We start from the raw sequence: 20,123 nt of genomic DNA on the forward strand, positions 1-20,123 counted from the left end.
GACGCCCTTCGGACCGCGCCCGGTTCGATTCCTGGACTACGCCCAGTTCGGGTTTTAAGCCAGGTTTGTGTATCTCTTGCCCCGCAAAGCGGCCTGACCGGTCGGAATCCGACTCCGGTACCCCATCCAGCGATCGTCGCGGATTCCTGGCCACTGAACACGTGGCGATAATGCGTCCCTCGTCAGAGCGATGAGGGGAGGGAGGGCTTCAGGGAAGAGGCGTGGGCTCAAGGGGATCGTGTGCGCCCACTCATTGGCCTCTAGAAGCTTTTTGATGTGGGTTCGGGCTTCGGCTTCGGACGGTGGGCCGTCATCGTGGCACGCGTGAGCCAACGCGAGGCAGATTCGTGTCACTCTGTCTTCGGCTCTCTTGTCCACGGTCAAGGCGACCGGGGCTCCCGAGTAGTACGCTGCGGCCGTGAGATGCACCGTTGCGCGAGCGCTTGGAGCGGACGCCGCTTTCTCATGATTGCTGACAGCTGCGGGGCCGCCTTCCAAGGCGTAGAGCACGGTGAGTTCTCCGATAGGGTCCTGCCCTGGCCGGAGGGAGGTTCGCCATCTGGTCGCGGTAGCCGCTACGGCGTCGGTGGCTTCCTGGCTGAGGAGGCCGAGGTGTGCCAGCAGCGCGACCACCGCCATCGAAGTCGGGTGCAATGGTGTGTTCGGCTCGCGCAGGCGGTATGAGGCCTCGAGAAGTGCTGCGGTGAGTCGTGGGCCGGGTCGTCGGATGTCCGGATAGGCGAGCAGGAGGGCCGCGAGTTCGGGGAGGACCCGGAAGACGCTTCCTGCGGCAGACCGCCGTGCGAGCTTTTCGGCGAGGGCCTCGGCGATGTCGGCCGACTCCTCGGGGCGGTGGCGGACGAGGCCGGCTGCGATGGCGGTCAGCGTCTCGCGGCTGTGGGTGGGGCGTCCCGTCGCGGCGGGTCCTTCTCCGGCCCAGGCGAGAGCGCGGGCGACCTTGTCCGGAATGGTGGGGTCGGTGCCTGCGACGGCCAGACGTGCCGCCTCATGGGCATAGTGAAGTGCCTCGACCGGGTGGCTGCCGAGCGAACACCCGAGGGAGAGGGCTGCGAGATGGAGGGCGCGTTCCGGCGTGCTCTCGGTGAGGCGTTCGGCCAGGTCGAACTCGCCTGCCGTACCTAGCGCCTGCGCGAGATGCACCGTCCAGGTCGGCGGGAATGACGGTCGTGCACGCAGCGCCGGGGAGAGGCGCAGAGCCTGGTCCAGCGCGCCCCTGCCGCGCAGGACGTCTCCTGCGCTCAGGCGGGTGTCCGCTTCCTGCAGCAACTGCAGACGTTCGGGGAACGGGTCGTCGACGGCGAACGCCAGCCCTGCCGCCGGACGATGTCTGGTCACGTCCAGGTGTTTAAGTGTTCGCTTGGAGCGGCTCTCCTGCTGCTCGGTCTCCGCTTTCAGCGCGCTTTGCGCGATGGTTCGACCTCTGCGTTCGGCTTCGGTCGCCTTTCTGCCCGCGCTCAACCTTCTGCGCTCGGCATCCTTTTCCCTGCGCTCCTCGTCCTTCCTTTCCTTGGCTGCTGCAGCCCGGTCCTGCGCCGCCTGCTTCTTGCGTGCCACGGCGGTTTCGGCGACCGTCGCTGCCCGTCGCCGAATATCGTCCCCGAGCAGGCCCACCCGCAGATCCACGGGCAGGGAATCCAGTAGTTCCTCGGTGACGTCAAGTCGAGGGTCGACGTCGTGTATCGCCAGAGCCAGACGCGTGAGTGTGCCGGATAGCTCTCGGCCCAGGTGGGCTCGGTCTTCGGCGGTCAAGGACTCCGGGTCGGTGAGCGCTGCTCTGATTCGGGTCCTTGCCTCCGCGACGAGCCTGAGGGCTTTCTTCGGGCGCTTGTGCCGTAGCTGGGAGAGGGCGGAGGCGCTGAGCGCCAGGACGTCAACGGCGGCGAGTCCGTCGGATCGATCGAGTTCGTCGCAGATGAGTTCGATGCGATTTCCGGCAGTCGTGCTGAGCGAGGGCACAAAATGCCCCAAGGCGCCCCACAGGTCAACGGCGGCCGCGCGGGCGCTTGTACTGCCTGCGCTCAGCGCGTCGGCCCGAGCGTGCAGTGCTTCTTCGATCTCCGGGTCGCGGATCTCGGCCAGCGCTCCGGCTGCCTCAGCGAGCGTTTCGACTTCGGCCACCGGATCCCCGATCACGGCACGGAGCAGCGGGCGGGCGGCATCGGGACGATCCAGGTCGATGAGCGCACGGGCTGCACCGAGGAGTCGCACATGCGTTGCGGGATCTCGGTGGATGCCGGGGTAGCCCGCGTTGCTTTGTGCAAGCCGGTCAGCGGCCTCCTGCGCGACGGCCCCTGCGCCGACTCTTCTCGCATGCGCCATCTCCACCGCCACATCCGCGAGATGCATGCTCTGCGCGTCGGCCGTCGGTGCGGAACGCGCGAGCGCTCGGGCACGCTCCACCTCGCCTGACCGGACGTGGAGGGCGGGCGCGCCGAACGGCACATCTCGTGGCTCACCGTTGAGCACGGCTCGCGTGGCAGCGAGCCGGACGAACACCGCCAGGCTTTTGGGGGAGGTTTCTTCCGCGCGGCGGGCTTCTGTCTCGAGGGAGCCGAGTTGGGCGAGCGCTACGTCAGGGCCCTGCTCGGCCGCGAGCTGACGCAGGCGGGCTGTGTCGAGGACGTAGTCGACGCGCTCGGAAGGGTCGGTGAGCAATCGGAGCTGATGCATCACCGCAAACGGAGGGGTACCGGCTGGCCAGCCGGCCTTGCGCCAGGCTCGTGACCAATCAAGCAGTTCGTGCTTGTACCTGGCCAGTTCCGCCTCGTCCGAGGGCGTCCGGACGGACTCGATGATGCTCGGATCGGCGAGGGCATACGTCTGGAGTACCGGATCGTCCAAGATGAACGAGCGCCCAGACTGCCCCTCCAGCCGCTGGTCGAGATCGGCCAGCGGGATCCCGGTCAGTTCTGCCAGATCGGCTGCGCGAAGGCCGCCGCCCGCCACTGCGAGCATGCCTGTCACAGGTTCGCTGAGGTCGACGCTCGGCAGCAGCCGATGAGCTGGAAGTGCGCCTTCAAGCTGCCGTAGCTCTCGCAGGGACAGGCTCTTTCCGCTCCGCAGAGGATGCCGGGTGGAGAGATCGTCGGGAAAGCGAAGGCGGCGCCTGAGTGAGACGACGACCCGCATACCGGGCGGCGGAGCCCCGGGGAGGAGTGCGGCGATGCTGCCATTGACCCCTTCCAGGGCTGCTCCTTCGGCCGCGCGCCCCGACCAGGCCACGTCGTCGTCGAGGCCGTCGACGACGAGAACGAGATGCCGCTTTCTGTTCACGCTCGCGTCGGCCGCCCGCGTGAAGAGTGCCTTCCATTCCCTGACGCCTCTGGGATTGCTGAGTGGCGGTGAACGAGTCAGCTCGCCGATCTGAGCGATCATCTCGGCCTCGAACGCCTCACGTGTGTCGGTGCCGTGGGAGGGGGAGACGAAGAAGTTCAGGATGTCGACGCCGACCGGGGGCTGACGGACGTAGTCGGCGAGCAGCGTCGTCTTGCCGACTGGAGCGTCGGCGTACCAGCATAGGTAAGACGCGGCCTCGGAGCTCTGACCGAGAACGAAAGCGTCCATCGCCTTACGCTCATGCTTGCGTTCTTGTGGCTCGGCCGCTGCGGTGTCGAAACCGGGACCGTGCAATTGTACGAACCGGTGATCGGTGCTCTGCGCCCAGAACCGGCCGAGCTGCCGGTCGCGCTGGCGATCGGCTTCCTCCTGGGCCGCGCGTAGAGCGGCCCTCCACTCGGACTTCTCGGAAAAGTCTCGACCTGCCACCTGATGCAGGGAATCAAGAACGGTCCAGAAGGTCTCGGTGTGCTTCGAGGACGGGGCGGATCCGCCCCGCCACCTGTGGAAGGACTTGTCGATGCCGAGCTTGGACGCCTGGTTGTAGCGCAGGCCCGAGGCGCTCCACAGTTCGTTCAGCATCGCGGCCAGCCTGTCTCGCGCGGCCCTGCCGGTATCGATCGCTTCACCCCTCCCTAGATCCGCGACCTGGCTGATTTCGAGGCCGACGTCGTCCAATATCTTGGGTCCTACCTGCGCAAACGAGGAAACGGAGATCAGTGAAACTAGGGGACCACCGCCCGGTTTCGCGACTGTGGAGCCGACATCGCACGAGCCGAGATTCGACTCCCGGAAGGAAGCTGATCCATGTTCGAGGTTTCGCAGTTGCTCTACTACGCGGCGGCCCTGAGCGGCTGTGCCGGCCTGATGTACACGGGCGTCATGTTCGTCGTAGCCCTCATCTCCGTCCTCGCCCCCAGCGCGGACCGTCGCAAGGACGCCCGCACCACCCTCGCCATTCTCATCCGCCGCCGCGCGCGCTGAGTATGGAATGACGAAGTTCTCACCTCGGGACCTCGGCCGGAACCGGTGTTCGGCACCCAAAACAGGGAATCCGCCACGCCGACCCCCTGAGATTCGATAGAACGCTGTCTATCGGCGGTACTTGCAAGTGAAGCGCGGACTCCGTCGTGCTCATCGCATGACGGAGTCCAAGCGTGAAATGACGGTATTCGGCGAACTCCGGATGCCATTCGCGCCGACGTGGTGCTGCACGAACGGAGGAAGCGGTGTTCAGGCCTGCCGGGTGTCCCCGTTGGGACCCGCGTCACGAACCCTGCATACCCGCGGTCGCGCTCGACGGGACGACCGCACTGCATTCCATGAGCGAACTCCTTCGACAGGCCGAGGACCTCATGGCCGTCGACTGCGCGTCGCCGGGTGAGACGGTCGCGGTCATCGAGTACCTGCTGGCCATCTGTTTCGCGTCAGGTACCTGTCCGTCCTCCGACGCGGAATGGCGTTCTTGGATCACCGAGGGAATGGACCTCTCCTCGGCCGCAGCGTGGCTGGACCAGCAGCCGGACGAAGCCTGGGATCTCTTCCACGAGGAGATGCCTCTGCTTCAGAACTCTCTGCTAAAGGCAGACTTCGGCGACAAGGGCACCGGAACCGCCCAGTTGGTCATAGAGCGTGCCGGAGACTACTCCCTCCACTTCAATCACGAGCACTTGCACACAGACCGCTCCCTTCCGGCGGCCGACGCATTCCGCGCGACCCTCACCCAGCATGTCTACGGTATTCCGGGCAGGGCCCGCATATCCGGTGACCGGCTCGGCGCCAAAGTGACCAATCTCGCCGCAGGTCGGCTGGCGAGCCGCATCCGCGTCATCGCCTTGGGCCGTACGCTCGGCGAGACCCTGCGCCTGAACCTTTATCCGCACGGCAGCCACCCGAAAGACGCGCTCAACACGTCATGGGTGAGCGGCGACATCAAGCGCCGGACCTTCGAAAGGGAGACGGAGCCCCGGGTGCCCCGAGGCCCTGCGGACCTCCACAGCGCCCTCGGGAGGTCTGTTCTGCTGCATCCGAGGCAGGAACCGAGCGGAGAGGTCCTGGTCGACAGGGTTCTAGTAGGCGCCGGTGAACTTCTCTACCTCGATCCTCGCCTGCACCTCCAGGACGCGGTGTACAGCAGAACGACGAACGGCCTGGAGAGGCCTCTGCGCCCGTCCCCTACCAGGGCGCTCTGGCAAGAGGCCCATGCCTTGTACAGCGCGGTCGTGGAAAGCCAGGCAGGTTTGTACGCACGGCTCCACAGTCTGCTGCCCCAGGAGCAGCAGGGTTCCGGGGCTCCGTATTACCTGTGGGCGGTGGGTCTACTGGCCGACCAGGCGCTTCCTGTGGCGTGGACGCACGGTTCCTTCCCCTACGCCCCCGGAATGGCGAAGCATTTGCACCGGGCGTCTTGGCGAGGGTCCAACATCGCTGAGTACATTGCGAGGAGCCTGAAGCGCGCGGCGATCGTGGCCGCGGAGATGGCTTTTCCAGCGGTGCGGCCCTCGGACGAGGCGGGACAGATAGCCCGTCTCGATGCCCGGTGGGCCTTCTGGCCCGCCGCGGAGCAGCCCTTCCATGAGCTGCTCGACGAGGTGGTCGAAGGAGGGCTGGAGGCCCGGGATCCGGTGTCCGAGCCTCTCTTCGCCTACACGGCCGACCTGCTCTCGACCGCGCGTACACACCTGCATCAGCGCCTCGACAGGCTGCCGCCGGGCGACCGGAGTCACCAGGCCCAGGCCCGAGCCCTACGGCGCTTCGAGGACGACATCGCCGACACTCGGGCACCGGCAGAACTGCGAGGAGAGATCCACAGATGACCGAGTCGCATGTGTCGGCAATGGACTTGGCGCGGAGTTCCGTTCCGCATGATGGCGAAGCACTCACTGCGTGGCTGACCACGCTCGTCCGCAATCGTGAATACGGGACTCTCGCAGAACTGCGCCGGGCGAGAGGCGGAACGAATGCTCACATCCGCGCGGGCTGGTACGGCGGCGATGAGCACCGAGACCTCTTCGAACGGATCGCATTTCTGTTCGCCATCTATCACCAGGGGCGTTCCGCCCCCTCACCCGGCATTGGCAGCCTGGGCGAGGCAGCCCGCCGGATCGGAGATGGGACAGGGCGCGGACCGGACAATCCCGGAGCCCAACGCCTCATCGCCCGCATCACCGGCAGCCGCGGAATTCCGTGGCGCCACCTCCAGCACGCCGTCACCCGGCTGCGGTCCTGCGACCGGCCGCCCCCGTCTTGGAGCGAGCTCACCGCCGACCTCATCTTCTGGAACGACCGCCAGGCTCGCATCGCCTACTGGTGGTCCGTCGAGTTCCACACGCCGCCGGACCAGGACCGGCCCGTTCGCAGCACACCGACGAAGCGGAAGGACACCACCTCGTGACCGAGGCACCCCGGAGCCAGTATCTGTCTCTACATCTGATCGAGACGCTGGCGGCGGTTCTGCCCGTACGTGACGAAAACGCCCAGCCCAAGACTCTTGTCTTCGGGGGAGTCGAGCGTCACATGATCACCAGTCAGGCCCGTCGGCGTGCCGAACGAGTCCACACGCGCGACCGGGCGAACGCCGGCCGAGGGGCGCTCAGCGGCCGAAGCATGGGCGTGCGCACCAGAGAGTGGGCGATCCTGGCAGGCCGTGAACTGGAAACGGAGCACGGTTGGGATAGGGACGAGGCACTTGCCACGACCCGCGCGGTGATGGAGGCGAGTGGCCTGAAGTTCGGCGATCCGAAGAAGCGGACGGTGGCGAACCTGACGAGGGTCCTCATCTTCGCGCCATCCGATGCCGCGGCGCGGATCGCGGAGCACATCGCGGGGCAGGAGGAGGCGATCAGGGCCTGGCGGGACGAGTACCTCACTGCACAAGCCGAGCTGGCCGCACGGAAGCCTCGGCGCGGAGCTGTGAAGAAGGAGGAAACGTCCGAAGATGCCGAATCAGCGTCCTCGGCGAAACCGACCCTGCCGCCGCTGCCCAAGGCCACTCGCGATGCGATCCTGCTCGCCCTCGCCCCCCGTGACGCGATCGACATCGCCCTCTACGGCCGTTTCCTCGCAGAAATCCCAGACTCCCCGAACGTCGACGGCGCCGTGCAGACCGGGCACGCCTTCACCGTGCACGAGGCGGAGCAGATCGAGGACTTCTACGCGGCGGCCGACGACGCGAAGCTGGACCGCAAGCGCAACGCCCTCAGTTTCCTCGACGCCGCAGACGACGCGGGCGCCGGTATGACGGGATACCAGTCGCTCATCTCCGGCACCTTCTACCGGCATGCAGTCCTTGACCGCATCCAGCTCCGCACCAATCTCAGGGTCGCCGGCATGGACGAGGAAGAGGCCGAGACAGCAGCTTCCGAGGCAGAGAAGGAGTTCGTAACCGCCTTCGTCGAGGCGTTCCCGGAGGCGAAGAAGAACTCCACAGCCTCCACCGGCTCGCTCCCCGCGCTCGTCCTCGCCTTCGAAGGGGAACGCCCCTACAACTACGCGTCCGCGTTCCAGAGGCCGGTCGACGAACGCTCCGCGTCGGCAGGAGGAGAAGGCCCGGCCGGACCAGCTGCCGTCCGCAGGCTGCTGCGCCACCACACGTTCGTCAGCGGACGCCGCGAGGACCTGGAGAACGCCAGAGTGCTCACCTACGACCCCGAGATCGACACGCTCCTGAAGGAACTGGGGCTGCCCGGCTCTGTGAGCGTCGTGGAACGGACCGGAGAACTCACCCCGTGAGCGACCCGCATGTCCTGCTCATCCGGCTGGCAGGACCCTTGCAATCGTGGGGGATCACCGGCAGGTTCGCCCGCCGCGACACGCAGAACCGGCCGACGAAGTCCGGCGTCGTCGGCCTGTGCGCCGCGGCCCTCGGGCTGGATCGGGAGGAACCACTCGGAGACCTCGCCAAGGTCCTGTTCGGAGTCCGTGCCGACAGGCCGGGAACAGCGTTGCGCGACTACCACACCGTCGGCGGAGGAACCTATCCACTTCGTCCTCGGGACCTCATCACCGACCACCGGCGTGCGGCCAAGGCCGTCCAGGCTCCAGAGAACGCGCGTTCCGACCTGTTCGGGCGGTGGGAGCTGGACAGCTGGTATGGCTCGCCAAAGTATGTCTCTCCGGATCCGGACTCGGGGGCTCTGGTCTCCGGGGAAGTCCGCCGCCACGCCCTGATCACTGAGCGCTGGTATCTCGCCGATGCAGCCTTCCTAGTCGGGCTGGAGCACCCTGATGTGGCGCTCCTGGAGCGGATCGCGCATGCTCTGGAACACCCGAAACGGCTCCTCTGGCTAGGGCGCAAGGCCTGCCCGCCCTCCGGAGACCTTGCCTTGGACGTCGTGCCCGGAACCCTCAAAGAGGCCTTCGAGACGCACGCCCTGCTTCCCGACGAGCACAACTACGAGAACGATCCGCGCGTTCCGGTGACCGGCGTACGTCTGTCGGCGTGGATCGAGAGCCCGCGCCCGCTCCCCGGCGTCGGCCCGCTATCGGATCAACCCGTCCGGTTCGGCGCGGACGGCGGAGTCCACGGCCTGCGCTGGGAGACCCGGCAGCCCATCACCATCGCCCCCCACGCCCGCGGATGGGACATCATCCTGTGAACACACCGGCCACCACCCCGCACGAGCCTTCAAGTGCCGACGGCGCAGCCAGATTCGTCACCACCCAGACCCTCTTGACGCTCGACGCCCGACACCCTTTCGTCGCCAAGTCCCTCATCGACGCGCAGGACATGCACCGGACCGTCATGAGCGGCTTCGCCGGCTGGGTGGACGACGGCAGCTCTGACGCCCGCTCCCAGATGGGCATCCTTTCGACCTGGACCGTCGACCTACGGCAAGCCCGACTCAACCTCGTGGTCCAATCATCCGTCCCCGCTGACTGGAGCAGAATCCCCCGGGCTGCCATGGCGGACGCACCGGAAACCCTGACCATCGACCGCACATTCCGCGTCGGCGACCGGGTGGCATTCCGGACAGTCGTCAACGCGCTCCGCAACCTTCCGCCAGCCCCAGGCTCGCCCCTGAAGACACGCGGCATCCGAGTACCCCACACCCGCCCCGAACACATCCGCACATGGTTCTCACGCCGACTGCAGCCGATCGGAGAACCCGCCGTAACCCCCGACGGCATTGTCCGCATCGGAGCAGCCGCCGACATCGAACGGCTCGCGCTCCGCCTCCTCCCACAGGTCTCCAGCCCCGCACCACACAAGGGCCTGCGCATCACCCGCGCAGAGATCAAGGGAAGCTTCACGATCACCGCCCCGAAAGCCTTCGTCACCGCCCTCACCCAGGGCATCGGCCAAGCCCGCGCCTACAGCTGCGGCCTCATCCTCGTCCGCTAACCCATATCGCCCATTGTGCGTGCTCAGGGGCTGCGGCAAGTCCATGCTGATGGGGATGCAGCATGTTGAACTCTGATGGAGGACCCCCGCCACCATCTGGTTGAATTGTGAGGTGCTGATCGGAGCGAGCAGCCCGCGCTGGCCCGTGTGCAGCCACTTCGTCGCTTCTTCGGATGCCTCGCGATCGCTCGCCACGGCAGGTGCTTCTGCCGCCGAGGCAGCGGCGTCGGCGGCCCCGTCGCGAGACGGCCAGGCCATGCTGTGGACCTTCGTCAGCGCGGGAGACCCGGCGAAGGCCTTCTGGAGATAGGTCTGCACCCTCCTGTGCATGGCGTCGGTCGTCGCCATCGTCGGCAGGCAGAAGCCGAGCCCGGTCGCCCGGCTCGCCCGACCCAGGACCCCGGCCGAGTAGAGCGCGGCCTCGGTCTTGCCATCGCCGGGAGGCGCGGTCACCAGGAGCATCCCGGCCCCGTCGACCATCGCCGGCAACCGCTCGACGAGGGACAGCTGCAGCTTGTTCGGCTCGAAGCCGAAGAGGCTGGAGAACGGCAGGTCCAGAAACTCCGCGGCTCCAATGCCCGCTTCGGCGATCAGCTGAGGCGCGTCGGCGAGCGCGCGCTCCCAGTGGGCCTGCACCTCCTCCTCGGTAGCCCGCCAGCCTTCGCCGGGCAGGCGCGGCTCGATGAAGGTCGTCTGACTCACCAGCCAGTCCGCCACCACGATCACACCGAGGGCGAGCACGACGAGCGACGGTGGCAGATGCTCGTCCAGACCTTCCTCCGCGCCGGTCAGCCGTCGAAGCAACCCTGCATGCCGCCGCCGCTCCTCGTCCCACCTCCCAGCCCCGACGCCCGTTCGCCCCAAAGGCTCCTTCCAGTCCTTCCCTTGAGAAATGGGAGCACAGAACCGCGCATGATGCCCTCCGAGTATCTGCGCAACTTGATGCCCCACGTCCCGCAGCGGGCTACTGCCCGATTTGTAACCAAAATCCCGCAGAATCTGCACGAGCGACCAATGCGTCACCTCGTGATGTCCAAGCGACGGCACCGCCTCGTCCGAACCATATTCGGGCGACTCGTCGACCATCTTCCGGAAAAGCTCCGTAACCTTCACCTGAAAGGACGGCGACACCTTCCCGATGTCATGCAAACCGGCCCAAAAGGACACGAGACCCTTTCATTGGGCAAGCTCGCCCTTCCCAAACTAAATCCCCCAAAGCGCCCCAGCTGTTGCGGCCGCATCCATGAGGTGGCAGACCACGGGGTACGCCGAAGGCAACTCCTTGTCCTTCCCCCACTGCCGAACATCCACGACCCCTGATCCCCCGCAGCTCATTTCCGCCCCTTCTCCGTCCGTCGATTACCCCGGCATCACCGAAACACAACCCACCGACAAAACCGCGATCGATCCGAGCCGCGCGAATGGACTGAAACCTCGTTGTAACCATTCATCATGATCATCGATGGTTAATGCGACCCGACCTAAAACGGTGCGAGCGCCTGACCCCTGTTGGCTCCACACACTGGGCAGATCACAGGCTGCCCCACCTCCGCCTGCGCGGAGCGAACATGAGGCGGGAGCCCTTCGACGTTGACCCCGTCGGACCACTTCCGTCTGCGCGGAGCGAACGTCTTCGACGCCGCGAATGTGAGCGGCGGCGGACCACCTCCGCCTGCGCGGAGCGAACGCGGAGCAGTTCGGCGTCGCCACCTCGAACGCCGGACCACCTCCGTCTGCGCGGAGCAAACTCCATGAGCGCGTGTTCAAGGGGGGCGCGAGCGGACCACCTCCGCCTGCGCGGAGCGAACCCTGGGGGACGGCGGCCTGGAGCCACTCTGGCGGACCACCTCCGCCTGCGCGGAGCGAACGCGAGGCTGCGCGGCAGCGGAAGCACGCCCGTCGGACCACCTCCGCCTGCGCGGAGCGAACCATCCGGTCTCGGAGAGCGCCGCGGAGACGCTCGGACCACCTCCGCCTGCGCGGAGTGAACCCGTTCAGGTGGACCGGGATCTCCAGGATCCCACGGACCACCTCCGCCTGCGCGGAGCGAACCACGGCGCCCCGAAGAAGATGCGCCAGGCGCTCGGACCACCTCCGCCTGCGCGGAGCGAACTGCGGGCCCGCGGCGTGCGCGCCCGACGTCCACGGACCACCTCCGCCTGCGCGGAGCGAACGCACCACGTGGGCGGGCGGCTCCGAAGTGCAGCGGACCACCTCCGCCTGCGCGGAGCGAACGCGACGAGGGCGAGGGGGATGAGCGGACCACCTCCGCCTGCGCGGAGCGAACGCTACGACCTTCGGCCGCATTTGCCCCAAAGTCGGACCACCTCCGCCTGCGCGGAGCGAACAAGAAGAAGGTGCGCGGCTTCGAGGACGAGGGCAGACCACCTCCGCCTGCGCGGAGCGAACGGGTTTGAGGAGGAAGCGGCGTCCATCTGGAACGGACCACCTCCGCTTGCGCGGAGCGAACTCGGCCGAGGTCCGCAGCCACCGGCCGTATACCGGACCACCTCCGCCTGCGCGGAGCGAACCCTCCCGTCGGGGGACGTCTCCCTCATAAGAGCCTGGACCACCTCCGCCTGCGCGGAGCGAACACCACCCCTGCCTCCGGGTCTGGGGCCTGAACCGGACCATCTCCGCCTGCGCGGAGCGAACGCGCCGGCGAGCATGCCGCCGCGTCCGGGCGCCGGACCACCTCCGCCTGCGCGGAGCGAACCAGCTCAGCCAAGCAGAGGAACTCGGCGGCAGCGGACCACCTCCGCCTGCGCGGAGCGAACATGCCCCACAGGGTGTGCGCCGTGGTGGACTCCGGACCACCTCCGCCTGCGCGGAGCGAACTCGCTGATGCGTTCCTTGTGCAGCTCGGCGGTCGGACCACCTCCGCCTGCGCGGAGCGAACCCTTCGCAACCTGGGCTTATATGGGGGCGTTATTATTTTGAGATCTTAGCTGTTTGGGGCGTGGCACGTGCTCCACGGTAGCGGGCGGCGGGCCGGGGCGGGCGGGTGCCGGGGCAGGTGGGCGGGGCGTTTGCCGGTGGCGGTCGTGGTCTGCTGGGTCGGGTGTTTGCCGAGGCGTCGGAGTTATGTCTCGATCTTGGCGTCTGGAACGAAGAGGGTCCGGCTGGTGATGGAGAGATGTGGCGGGGCGGTGCCCCGGTGGCCCTCTTGGAACCTCGAGTGAATCCGTCGCCGCCTTGCTCCCGGTCGGTGTCCGGTCTGCCTGGCGTGTCTCGCGGTGGGATTCGTTTGAACATTCCAGTCGGAACATGTCCGCTGACCGGGGACCGGCTGGTCGGGGCTGGGATGCGTGGCTACCGGTCGGTGGTGATCGGCAGGTTCAGGGCCACGGTCAAACGGCGGTCAAATGATCAAGGCCTCATCTTCCCAATAGGGAGATGAGGCCTCTGACCTGCTGTTATCCGTCGGGACGACAGGATTTGAACCTGCGACCCCTTGACCCCCAGTCAAGTGCGCTACCAAGCTGCGCTACGTCCCGGATTTGTCGGCCTTGTCGGGGTGATCCCGGTGTTGGCGACGGGTTAACTGTAGCGCAGGTTGGGCGGGGGCGCACATCGGTTGGTGAGGGGGCGGGTGGGAGGTCAGGGGGTGTGGGGGAGGAGGTCGAGGCGGCGGAGGATGACGCCTTCGCGGAGGGCCCAGGGGCAGATTTCGAGGGCGGGGATGGAGAAGAGGTCCATGACGGCGTCGGCGACTATGGCGCCGGCGAGGAGCTGGGGGGCGCGGGCGTCGGAGACGCCGGGGAGGGCCTGGCGGTCGTCGATGGGCATGCGGGCGAGGCGGTCGGCCCAGTCCTTGGCGGCCTCGCGGGTGAGGAGGCGGCGCACGAAGGGGCCTTCGGCGCTGGGGGCGGCGCCCGCGATGCGGGCGAGCTGCTTGAAGGTCTTGGAGGTGGCGACGGCGTGGTCGGGGGCGCCGTAGCGGGTGATCGGGCCCACCTGGGCGGCGATCTCCGCGCGGACCTGCTTGCGCAGGGCGCGGACCTGATCGGGGTCCGGCGGGTCGGCGGTCAGCCAGGCCCGGGTGAGGCGGCCCGCGCCGAGCGGCAGCGAGACCGCCGCGTCGGGCTCCTCGTCGATGCCGGTCGCGATCTCCAGGGAGCCGCCGCCGATGTCGAAGACCTGGAGGCGGTTGGAGGACCAGCCGAACCAGCGGCGGACCGCGAGGAACGTCAGCCGGGCCTCGTCCTTGCCGGACAAGACCTCGATCTCCGTCTGGAGGTCGGTCCTGATCGACTGGAGGACCTCCTCGCCGTTGACCGCCTCCCGGATCGCGGAGGTGGCGAACGCGTGGACCTCCTGAACGCCCTTGTCCTCGGCGACCTGGAGGGACTCCTTGACGAAGGAGTGCAGGCGTTTGGCGCCTTCGTCCGACAGGTGGTCGCCGTCAAGGTGCTCGGCGAGGCGCAGCTCGACCTTGTGGGAGTAAGCGGGCAGCGGCCTGCCGCCCTGGTGTGCGTCCATGACGAGCAGGTGCACGGTGTTCGATCCGATGTCGAGGACGCCCATTCTCATGTGTCGAAGTTAGCCGACGCCGCAGGTGCCGCGTGGTGACGGTCACGTGATCGGTGTGGGACCGTTCCCTGGATCTGGGTAGGTTCGATCTTGTGAGTGATTTCGTCGTCGTCGCAAACCGCCTGCCCGTGGACCGTGTCGTGGGACCGGAGGGCGAGGTCGGGTGGCGCCGCAGCCCCGGCGGCCTGGTGACGGCGATCACTCCCCTGATGCGCGAGCGGGACGGCGCGTGGATCGGCTGGACGGGCGCCGCCGACGAGGAGGCCGAGTCGTTCACCGAGGACGGGCTGCGCCTTGTCCCCGTCCCCTTGAGCGCCGATGATGTCGAGCTCTATTACGAGGGCTTCTCCAACGCGACTCTCTGGCCGCTCTACCACGACGCGATAGTCCCACCGGAATTCCACCGGACGGCCTGGGACGCGTACGTGCGCGTCAATAGGAGGTTCGCGGAGAAAGCCGCGGAGGTGGCGGACAAAGGCGCCCTCGTATGGGTGCAGGACTACCAGCTCCAATTGGTCCCGAAGATGCTTCGGGAGCTGCGGCCGGATGTGAGGATCGGGTTCTTCCTGCACATCCCGTTCCCGCCGGGGGAGCTGTTCTTCCGTCTTCCGTGGCGTAAGGAGATCGTCGAGGGCCTGCTCGGAGCCGACCTCGTGGGCTTCCAGTTGCCTGCGGCGGCGGCCAACTTCGTCCGCCTGTCCCGCCGTCTCCTCGACGTGCGCGTGCACGGCTCCATGGTCCACGTGGACGGCAGGGACGTCCTCGCCGAGGCGTTCCCGATCTCGGTGGACGTCGACGAGCTGACCGACCTCATCCACCGCCCGGACGTCCGGGCCAGGGCCGCCCAGGTGCGCAAGGAACTGGGCGATCCGGCGTGCATCCTGCTGGGCGTGGACCGCCTCGACTACACCAAGGGCATCACCCAGCGCCTCGAGGCGTTCGGCGAGCTGCTCGCCGACGGGGCGTTCAAGCCGGGCGAGGCGGTGTTCGTGCAGGTCGCGACGCCGAGCCGGGAGCGGGTCGAGCAGTACCAGATCCTGCGCGACGACATCGAGCTCCAGGTCGGCCGGATCAACGGCGAGTTCGGCCAGCTCGGCAATCCGGTGATCAACTACATGCACACCAGCTACGCCAGGGAGGAGCTCGCGGCCCTCTACCTCGCGGCCGACGTCATGGTCGTGACCCCTCTGCGGGACGGCATGAACCTCGTCGCCAAGGAGTACGTCGCCTGCCATGAGGACCTCCGCGGCGCCCTCGTCCTGAGCGAGTTCGCCGGCGCAGCCGAAGAGCTCCGCCGCGCCTACCTCGTCAACCCCTACGACGTCGACGGACTGAAGCGCATCCTCCTCGAAGCCGTCCGCGCCGACTCCCGCGACCTCCAGAAGCGCATGCGCGCCATGCGCCGCCGCGTCGTCGACAACGACGTCGCCCGCTGGGCCTCCGAATTCCTGGCCCGCCTCCGTTCCTCGACCCCCTCCCACGACCAATGACCTGACCGGTGCTCTTCGCATCGACGCGGGTTCGTCAGTCGGGCCGACACGCTCGGCGCGCCGACCGTGGACCGGTTTCGCCTCCGGAGGCCGTGCGGGTGCCGATGGCCGCGGGACCGCCACGGAGAAGAGCAAGTCCCGCGTAGAAGAGAAGAGCCCGGCCATCGGTGATGGCCGGGCTCGCGTGTGGATCAGTCGGCGTCAGTCATCCGGCGGTGAGATGTCGTCGAAGGGTTCGGTGCAGTTCGAGGGCCAGTCGTTGGGCGGTTCCGGATCCGGATTCACCTTGCAGGCGGTCGTGAAGACCTTGCCGGCCGCGGTGAGGACGCTCACGTGCACGTTGTCGCCGTGATCTGCGAGCGTGACATCGACCGCCTGGCCGACGGGATAGTCGTCCAACGTCGAGAGGTCGTGCCACGTCGGCGGGTCCATGAGGTCTCTTTGGTCCCGGATGAACGTCGAGCCGTCTTCGGTGACGACGCCGACGAACAGGAGCTCCCCATGGAATGCGGAGTCGATTCCGATGGTCCGTCCCGCAGGTCCGGGCGGCCCCTGCTCTCCGGGAGGCCCCTGCTGTCCGGGCGGTCCGGGCGGCCCCGGCTTGCACTTCTTGCACGGGGGCCCGTCCGCGTCCTGGATCGGTGAGTCGACCCGGATCGGGTCGGGTTCGGCGAGAAGGGCCGAGGCGGGCGATCCGGGATGGGCGACGAGGACATGAGGTGGCTGTGCCGTGGCCGCGTGCGCCGTGCCGCCCGACATGGCCGCGAGCGCGCCGGTCGCGGCGAGTGCGATGCCGTACGCCAAACGCCGGTGACGCCCGAGTGGCGATGACGGTGTTCGGGACTTTCGAGAGTCCAAGACTTCCCCCTGGGTCCGGTGGATCGGACGTTTCGACCGGGTGAACGAAGATCATCCGGCGCAGGTGAGATACCCAGGGGAACGCCGAGAACGGCGTGCTCGTGCATCGGCTTGTCAAAGGTTAATTAGGCTCTCGCGGAGATTCGGCCCGCGTCAGGAGAGCTGGGCCACGCCCGCGTAGAAGTGGACCCGGGAGAGGTGGTTCGCGGTGGGGGGGACGGCGGGGCGCCAGCTGGGGAGGTGGACGAGGCCGGGGGAGACGAGGTCGAAGCCGTCGAAGTAGGCGAGGATCTCGGCGTGGGTGCGGGGGACCAGGGGGGCGGTGGCCCGGCTGTAGATCTCGCGGAGGGCGTCGCCGGTCTCGGGGTCGCTGAAGTCCAGGGTGCAGTGGGACAGGACGAGGTGGCTGCCCTTGGGGAGGGCCTCGCGGAGGGTGGAGACGATCTCGCCCGGGTTCTCGGCGTCCTTGATGAAGTGGAGGATGGCGACCAGGAGGAGGGCGACGGGCTCGTCGAAGTCGATCGCGTCGCGGACCTGGGGGAGGGCGAGGATCTCGGCGGGGTCGCGCAGGTCGGCCTGGATGACCGAGGTGGTGCCGCGGCTGCCGTCGGCCATGAGCGCGTTCGCGTGCACGAGGACCATGGGGTCGTTGTCGACGTAGACGACCCGGATCGACGGGTCCACCTCGTGCGCGACCTGGTGGGTGTTGCCCGCGGTGGGGATGCCGGTGCCGATGTCGAGGATCTGCCGGATGCCCGCCTCGGCCGTCACGTACCGGACGGCCCGGCCGAGGAAGGCGCGGTTGGCCCGGGCCGTCACGGCCATGTCGGGCGCCGCGGCGAGGGCGGCGTCGGCGGCGGCGCGGTCGGCGGCGAAGTTGTCCTTGCCGCCGAGGTAGTAGTCGTACATCCGGGCCGGGTGCGGCCGGGTGATGTCGATGCTCCGCGGCACCCTGTCCGGCTTGACCGAGGTCTGGTCCCACTCCGAACCCTGGTTCCACTCTGACATCGCGGCTCCCCGTGGATGGACGTGCTGTCAAGGGCAAGATCATGTCAAATGACGGAGATCTCCGCCACCGGAAAGCAAATCACGACTCCGGTGGATCCGCCGGTGGTTTCCGGCCGTGGAGGACCCCGGTTTCTCAGTCCGTGACGGGAAGGAGCACGCCCGACGCGTGGACGACGCCGGGGCCGTACTTCGCGTCGAGTTCACGCCGCAGGTCGTCGGTGACGACGTAGAACTGCACGGAGACGCGGTTCCCGACCGTGTCCACGCCGCTGCCCTGGGCCGCGGGGAAGTCCCGGTGCACCCGGCTCTGCACGGCGTTCAGCTCGCTCTCGGTGTGCGCGGCGGGCGAGACGCACAGCGCGCCGCCCCACACCTCGCGCACCCGGCGCTCGTTCTCCTGGAGGTCGCCGGTGAACCTCAGATTGAGGACCAGCCGCTTCGGATCGTTGCCCTCGGTCTCGGTGACGGGCCCGTCGCCGAGGTGGCTCTGGTCGACCCACGTTCCGGCGAACAGGGGCGACCTCCGGGCGACGTCCATCGCGGCGGCCAGTGTCCTTTCGGTGGCCTTCGCCGGATCGACGGGCCTCCAGCCTCCGTCGGGCACGGGGCAGGGGGAGGCGAACGGGTCGGGCTCGTCCGGCACGCGTTCGCGGGGCTCGCCCGGCGGCTCGGTCAGGGTGAGCCGCGTCCCGTCCCAGGTGCCGACGACCGTGTACTCGCCCCATTTCACAGCGTTCCGCGACTCGTGCGCCACGGCGTTCCAGTCCCAGCCGACGACGTCGGCGCCGCTGCAGCCCGGCGGGAGGGACTCCAGCACCACCGTGCAGAACTGTGGTCCGTGCTCGGCGTTCTCCAGGACGGTGCCGGTGCCCGTGTAACGCGGCGGGCTGCCGGGGGGCGCGGGCGAAACGGTCTCCGTGCCGCAGGCGGCGACCAGGAGGAGAAGGGCGGGAGCCAGGAATCGCATACCTTCCAGACGTCTCCCGCCCTTCTTCGCGTTGCTCGCGCGAGGCGACTTACAGGGCGGGCTTCCCAGGGGTGTACACCCAGGTGGTGAACAGGGCGTCGAGGTCCTTGCCGGAGACCTTCTCGGCGAGTGCCCGGAAGTCGGCGGTGGACACGACGCCGCCCTCGTGGCGGGAGACCCAGGCGCGGCCGAGCCGGTAGAACGCCGCGTCGCCGATCGTGGTGCGCAGGACGTGGAGGGTCATCGCGCCGCGGGTGTAGGAGGACCAGTCGTAGATACCGTCGCGCCCGGGGTCGCCCATGACGGTCTGCCAGGACGGGTTCGTGGCGGCGCGCGCGTACGCGGCGTCGAACGCGGCCTGGGCGGTACGGCCGCCGGTGGCCTCGGCGTAGAGCCAGTCGTTGTACGTGGCCCAGCCTTCGTTCAGCCAGATGTCCTTCCAGAGGGCCGGTGTGACGCTGTCGCCGAACCACTGGTGGGCGAGCTCGTGCGCGATCGTCCCGGTGGACGGGAGGCGGCCGGGCGTGCCGATGTCGTAGACGGACCTGCCCTGGGTCTCCAGCGCGTAGCCGACGCCGACGTTGTCGACGATCCCGCCCGTGGAGCCGAACGGGTAGCGCCCCCAGGTCCTCTGCATCCAGTCGGTGACGGTGTTCGTCGTGGCGAAGAACCCGGCGCCCTGGCCCGTGTCGAGCGCGGTGTCGACCGCGGTGACGGACGGCACGCCCGCCTCCGTCCTCCCGCGCGTCACGTTGTACTTCCCGATCGTCAGCATCGCGAGCTCGCTCGCCATCGGCTGCCGCATCCGCCACGTGACCGTCGTCCTGCCCCGGGAGGTCTTCTCCCGGGTCTTCTCCCCGTTGGCGAGGACTGTGAGGTCGGACGGCGCCGTGACGGTGACGCTGTACGTCGCCTTGTCCTTGGGGGTGTCGTTGACCGGGTAGTACGTCGCGGCGCCGAACGGCTGGTTGAGCGCCATGACGCCGTCGCTCGTGGCGATCCACCCGGACGTGCCGAGGGCAGGGTCGTCGATCCGCTGCGGGACGCCGTGGTAAGCGACGGTCGTGGTGAACGTCCTGCCCTTCACGATGCCCTTGCGCGGGGTGACGATCAGTTCCTGCGCCCCTTCCCGTCGCCATCGCGCGGGCCCGTCGACCTCGACGCCGTCCACCACCAGCGGGCCGAGGAAGTCGAGGTCGAACGAGGAGAGATCCTGCGTCGCCTCGGCCCTGATCCGCGCGGTCGCCGTGATCGCCCCGGTGGCCGGGTCGTAGGCGAAGGACAGGTCGTAGTCCTTGACGTCATAGCCTCCGTTGCCGCTGTCGGGGAAGTACGGGTCGCCGGCTCCGGCCGCCCCGGGCGTGAACCTCCCGCCGCCGCCCGCCTGCACCGCCGATGTCCCCGCCAGCACCATCGCCACCGCCGCCACCGCGACGGTTCCGCTCCGCCACATCACCGATGTTCTCCCGTTCGCCGCCTGATCATCGTGCACCGAGCCTTCTCCACGGGTGTTACGCCCGCAAGTCCCGTTCCCGCTTTTCTTCCCGGCACCGCGCGGCCGCCGGGA

General features: G+C 68.2%; 13 protein-coding genes, 1 tRNA gene, 1 pseudogene and 1 CRISPR repeat array. Of the genes and pseudogenes, 7 read left to right on the plus strand and 8 right to left on the minus strand.

Annotation, left to right across the window (positions count from 1 at the left end):
* Positions 1 to 54: 54 nt before the first annotated feature.
* Positions 55 to 4,035 carry a hypothetical protein gene (locus EDD29_RS09665; protein WP_123664072.1) on the minus strand — a complete coding sequence of 1,327 codons (3,981 nt, stop codon included), beginning with the start codon at positions 4,033 to 4,035 and terminating at the stop codon, positions 55 to 57.
* 129 nt (positions 4,036 to 4,164) lie between these two features.
* Here EDD29_RS09665 and EDD29_RS45355 point away from each other — a divergent pair, with 129 nt between their 5' ends.
* The 6 genes from EDD29_RS45355 (at position 4,165) to EDD29_RS09690 (ending at position 9,700) form a co-directional block, all read left to right on the plus strand.
* Positions 4,165 to 4,341 carry a hypothetical protein gene (locus tag EDD29_RS45355; RefSeq protein WP_170201338.1) on the plus strand — a complete coding sequence of 59 codons (177 nt, stop codon included), beginning with the start codon at positions 4,165 to 4,167 and terminating at the stop codon, positions 4,339 to 4,341.
* Positions 4,342 to 4,586: 245 nt separating this feature from the next.
* Positions 4,587 to 6,173 (plus strand): type I-E CRISPR-associated protein Cse1/CasA, encoded by a 1,587-nt coding sequence (gene casA, locus EDD29_RS09670; RefSeq protein WP_211359617.1) that lies wholly within the window; start codon positions 4,587 to 4,589, stop codon positions 6,171 to 6,173.
* Complete coding sequence (casB, locus tag EDD29_RS09675; RefSeq protein ID WP_246052648.1) at positions 6,170 to 6,751, plus strand: type I-E CRISPR-associated protein Cse2/CasB; 582 nt, start codon at positions 6,170 to 6,172, stop codon at positions 6,749 to 6,751. The genes casA and casB overlap by 4 nt, the downstream gene beginning before the upstream one ends.
* The gene (locus EDD29_RS09680; RefSeq protein WP_123664073.1) at positions 6,748 to 8,088 is read left to right on the plus strand and encodes a type I-E CRISPR-associated protein Cas7/Cse4/CasC; all 1,341 of its coding nucleotides are present in this window, start codon (positions 6,748 to 6,750) and stop codon (positions 8,086 to 8,088) included. The genes casB and EDD29_RS09680 overlap by 4 nt, the downstream gene beginning before the upstream one ends.
* Positions 8,085 to 8,954: a type I-E CRISPR-associated protein Cas5/CasD gene (cas5e, locus tag EDD29_RS09685; RefSeq protein ID WP_123664074.1), complete on the plus strand. Its 870-nt coding sequence runs from the start codon at positions 8,085 to 8,087 to the stop codon at positions 8,952 to 8,954. The genes EDD29_RS09680 and cas5e overlap by 4 nt, the downstream gene beginning before the upstream one ends.
* 131 nt (positions 8,955 to 9,085) lie before the next feature.
* Positions 9,086 to 9,700: a type I-E CRISPR-associated protein Cas6/Cse3/CasE gene (locus EDD29_RS09690; RefSeq protein WP_246053397.1), complete on the plus strand. Its 615-nt coding sequence runs from the start codon at positions 9,086 to 9,088 to the stop codon at positions 9,698 to 9,700.
* Between the two features lie 696 nt (positions 9,701 to 10,396).
* On the opposite strand, the pseudogene EDD29_RS46760 reads toward EDD29_RS09690, so the two are convergent.
* The 3 genes and pseudogenes from EDD29_RS46760 to EDD29_RS09705 form a co-directional block, all read right to left on the minus strand.
* Positions 10,397 to 10,867, minus strand: a pseudogene (locus tag EDD29_RS46760) (CRISPR-associated endonuclease Cas3''); the annotation flags it as partial.
* Between the two features lie 372 nt (positions 10,868 to 11,239).
* Positions 11,240 to 12,599: direct repeats of the CRISPR family, unit length 29 nt; unit sequence CGGACCACCTCCGCCTGCGCGGAGCGAAC.
* 524 nt (positions 12,600 to 13,123) lie between these two features.
* Positions 13,124 to 13,197, minus strand: a tRNA-Pro gene (locus tag EDD29_RS09700).
* A gap of 103 nt (positions 13,198 to 13,300) precedes the next feature.
* The gene (locus EDD29_RS09705; protein WP_123664077.1) at positions 13,301 to 14,233 is read right to left on the minus strand and encodes a Ppx/GppA phosphatase family protein; all 933 of its coding nucleotides are present in this window, start codon (positions 14,231 to 14,233) and stop codon (positions 13,301 to 13,303) included.
* 92 nt (positions 14,234 to 14,325) lie between these two features.
* Here EDD29_RS09705 and EDD29_RS09710 point away from each other — a divergent pair, with 92 nt between their 5' ends.
* Positions 14,326 to 15,723, plus strand: a complete 1,398-nt coding sequence (locus tag EDD29_RS09710; RefSeq protein WP_123664078.1) for an alpha,alpha-trehalose-phosphate synthase (UDP-forming) — start codon at positions 14,326 to 14,328, stop codon at positions 15,721 to 15,723.
* Positions 15,724 to 15,924: 201 nt separating this feature from the next.
* Here EDD29_RS09710 and EDD29_RS09715 read toward each other — a convergent pair whose 3' ends face one another.
* From EDD29_RS09715 to EDD29_RS09730, 4 genes are all read right to left on the minus strand, one after another.
* Positions 15,925 to 16,527: a hypothetical protein gene (locus tag EDD29_RS09715; RefSeq protein ID WP_123664079.1), complete on the minus strand. Its 603-nt coding sequence runs from the start codon at positions 16,525 to 16,527 to the stop codon at positions 15,925 to 15,927.
* Positions 16,528 to 16,734: 207 nt separating this feature from the next.
* Positions 16,735 to 17,589 (minus strand): SAM-dependent methyltransferase, encoded by an 855-nt coding sequence (locus EDD29_RS09720; RefSeq protein WP_123664080.1) that lies wholly within the window; start codon positions 17,587 to 17,589, stop codon positions 16,735 to 16,737.
* Between the two features lie 133 nt (positions 17,590 to 17,722).
* On the minus strand, positions 17,723 to 18,556 hold the full coding sequence (locus EDD29_RS09725) for a hypothetical protein (protein ID WP_123664081.1): 834 nt from the start codon (positions 18,554 to 18,556) through the stop codon (positions 17,723 to 17,725).
* A 49-nt stretch (positions 18,557 to 18,605) separates the two neighbouring features.
* On the minus strand, positions 18,606 to 20,009 hold the full coding sequence (locus EDD29_RS09730; RefSeq protein ID WP_123664082.1) for a M1 family metallopeptidase: 1,404 nt from the start codon (positions 20,007 to 20,009) through the stop codon (positions 18,606 to 18,608).
* Positions 20,010 to 20,123: the final 114 nt, after the last annotated feature.

The organism is Actinocorallia herbida (assembly GCF_003751225.1).
GTDB classification, from domain to species: domain Bacteria; phylum Actinomycetota; class Actinomycetes; order Streptosporangiales; family Streptosporangiaceae; genus Actinocorallia; species Actinocorallia herbida.

Coding starts and splice junctions, on each gene's coding strand:
- EDD29_RS09725 (WP_123664081.1), bottom strand. CDS start 18,556: ATGCGATTCCTGGCTCCCGCCCTTCTCCTCCTGGTCGCCGCCTGCGGC.
- casB (WP_246052648.1), top strand. CDS start 6,170: ATGACCGAGTCGCATGTGTCGGCAATGGACTTGGCGCGGAGTTCCGTT.
- EDD29_RS09690 (WP_246053397.1), top strand. CDS start 9,086: ATGCACCGGACCGTCATGAGCGGCTTCGCCGGCTGGGTGGACGACGGC.
- EDD29_RS09730 (WP_123664082.1), bottom strand. CDS start 20,009: ATGTGGCGGAGCGGAACCGTCGCGGTGGCGGCGGTGGCGATGGTGCTG.
- EDD29_RS09705 (WP_123664077.1), bottom strand. CDS start 14,233: ATGAGAATGGGCGTCCTCGACATCGGATCGAACACCGTGCACCTGCTC.
- EDD29_RS45355 (WP_170201338.1), top strand. CDS start 4,165: ATGTTCGAGGTTTCGCAGTTGCTCTACTACGCGGCGGCCCTGAGCGGC.
- EDD29_RS09720 (WP_123664080.1), bottom strand. CDS start 17,589: ATGTCAGAGTGGAACCAGGGTTCGGAGTGGGACCAGACCTCGGTCAAG.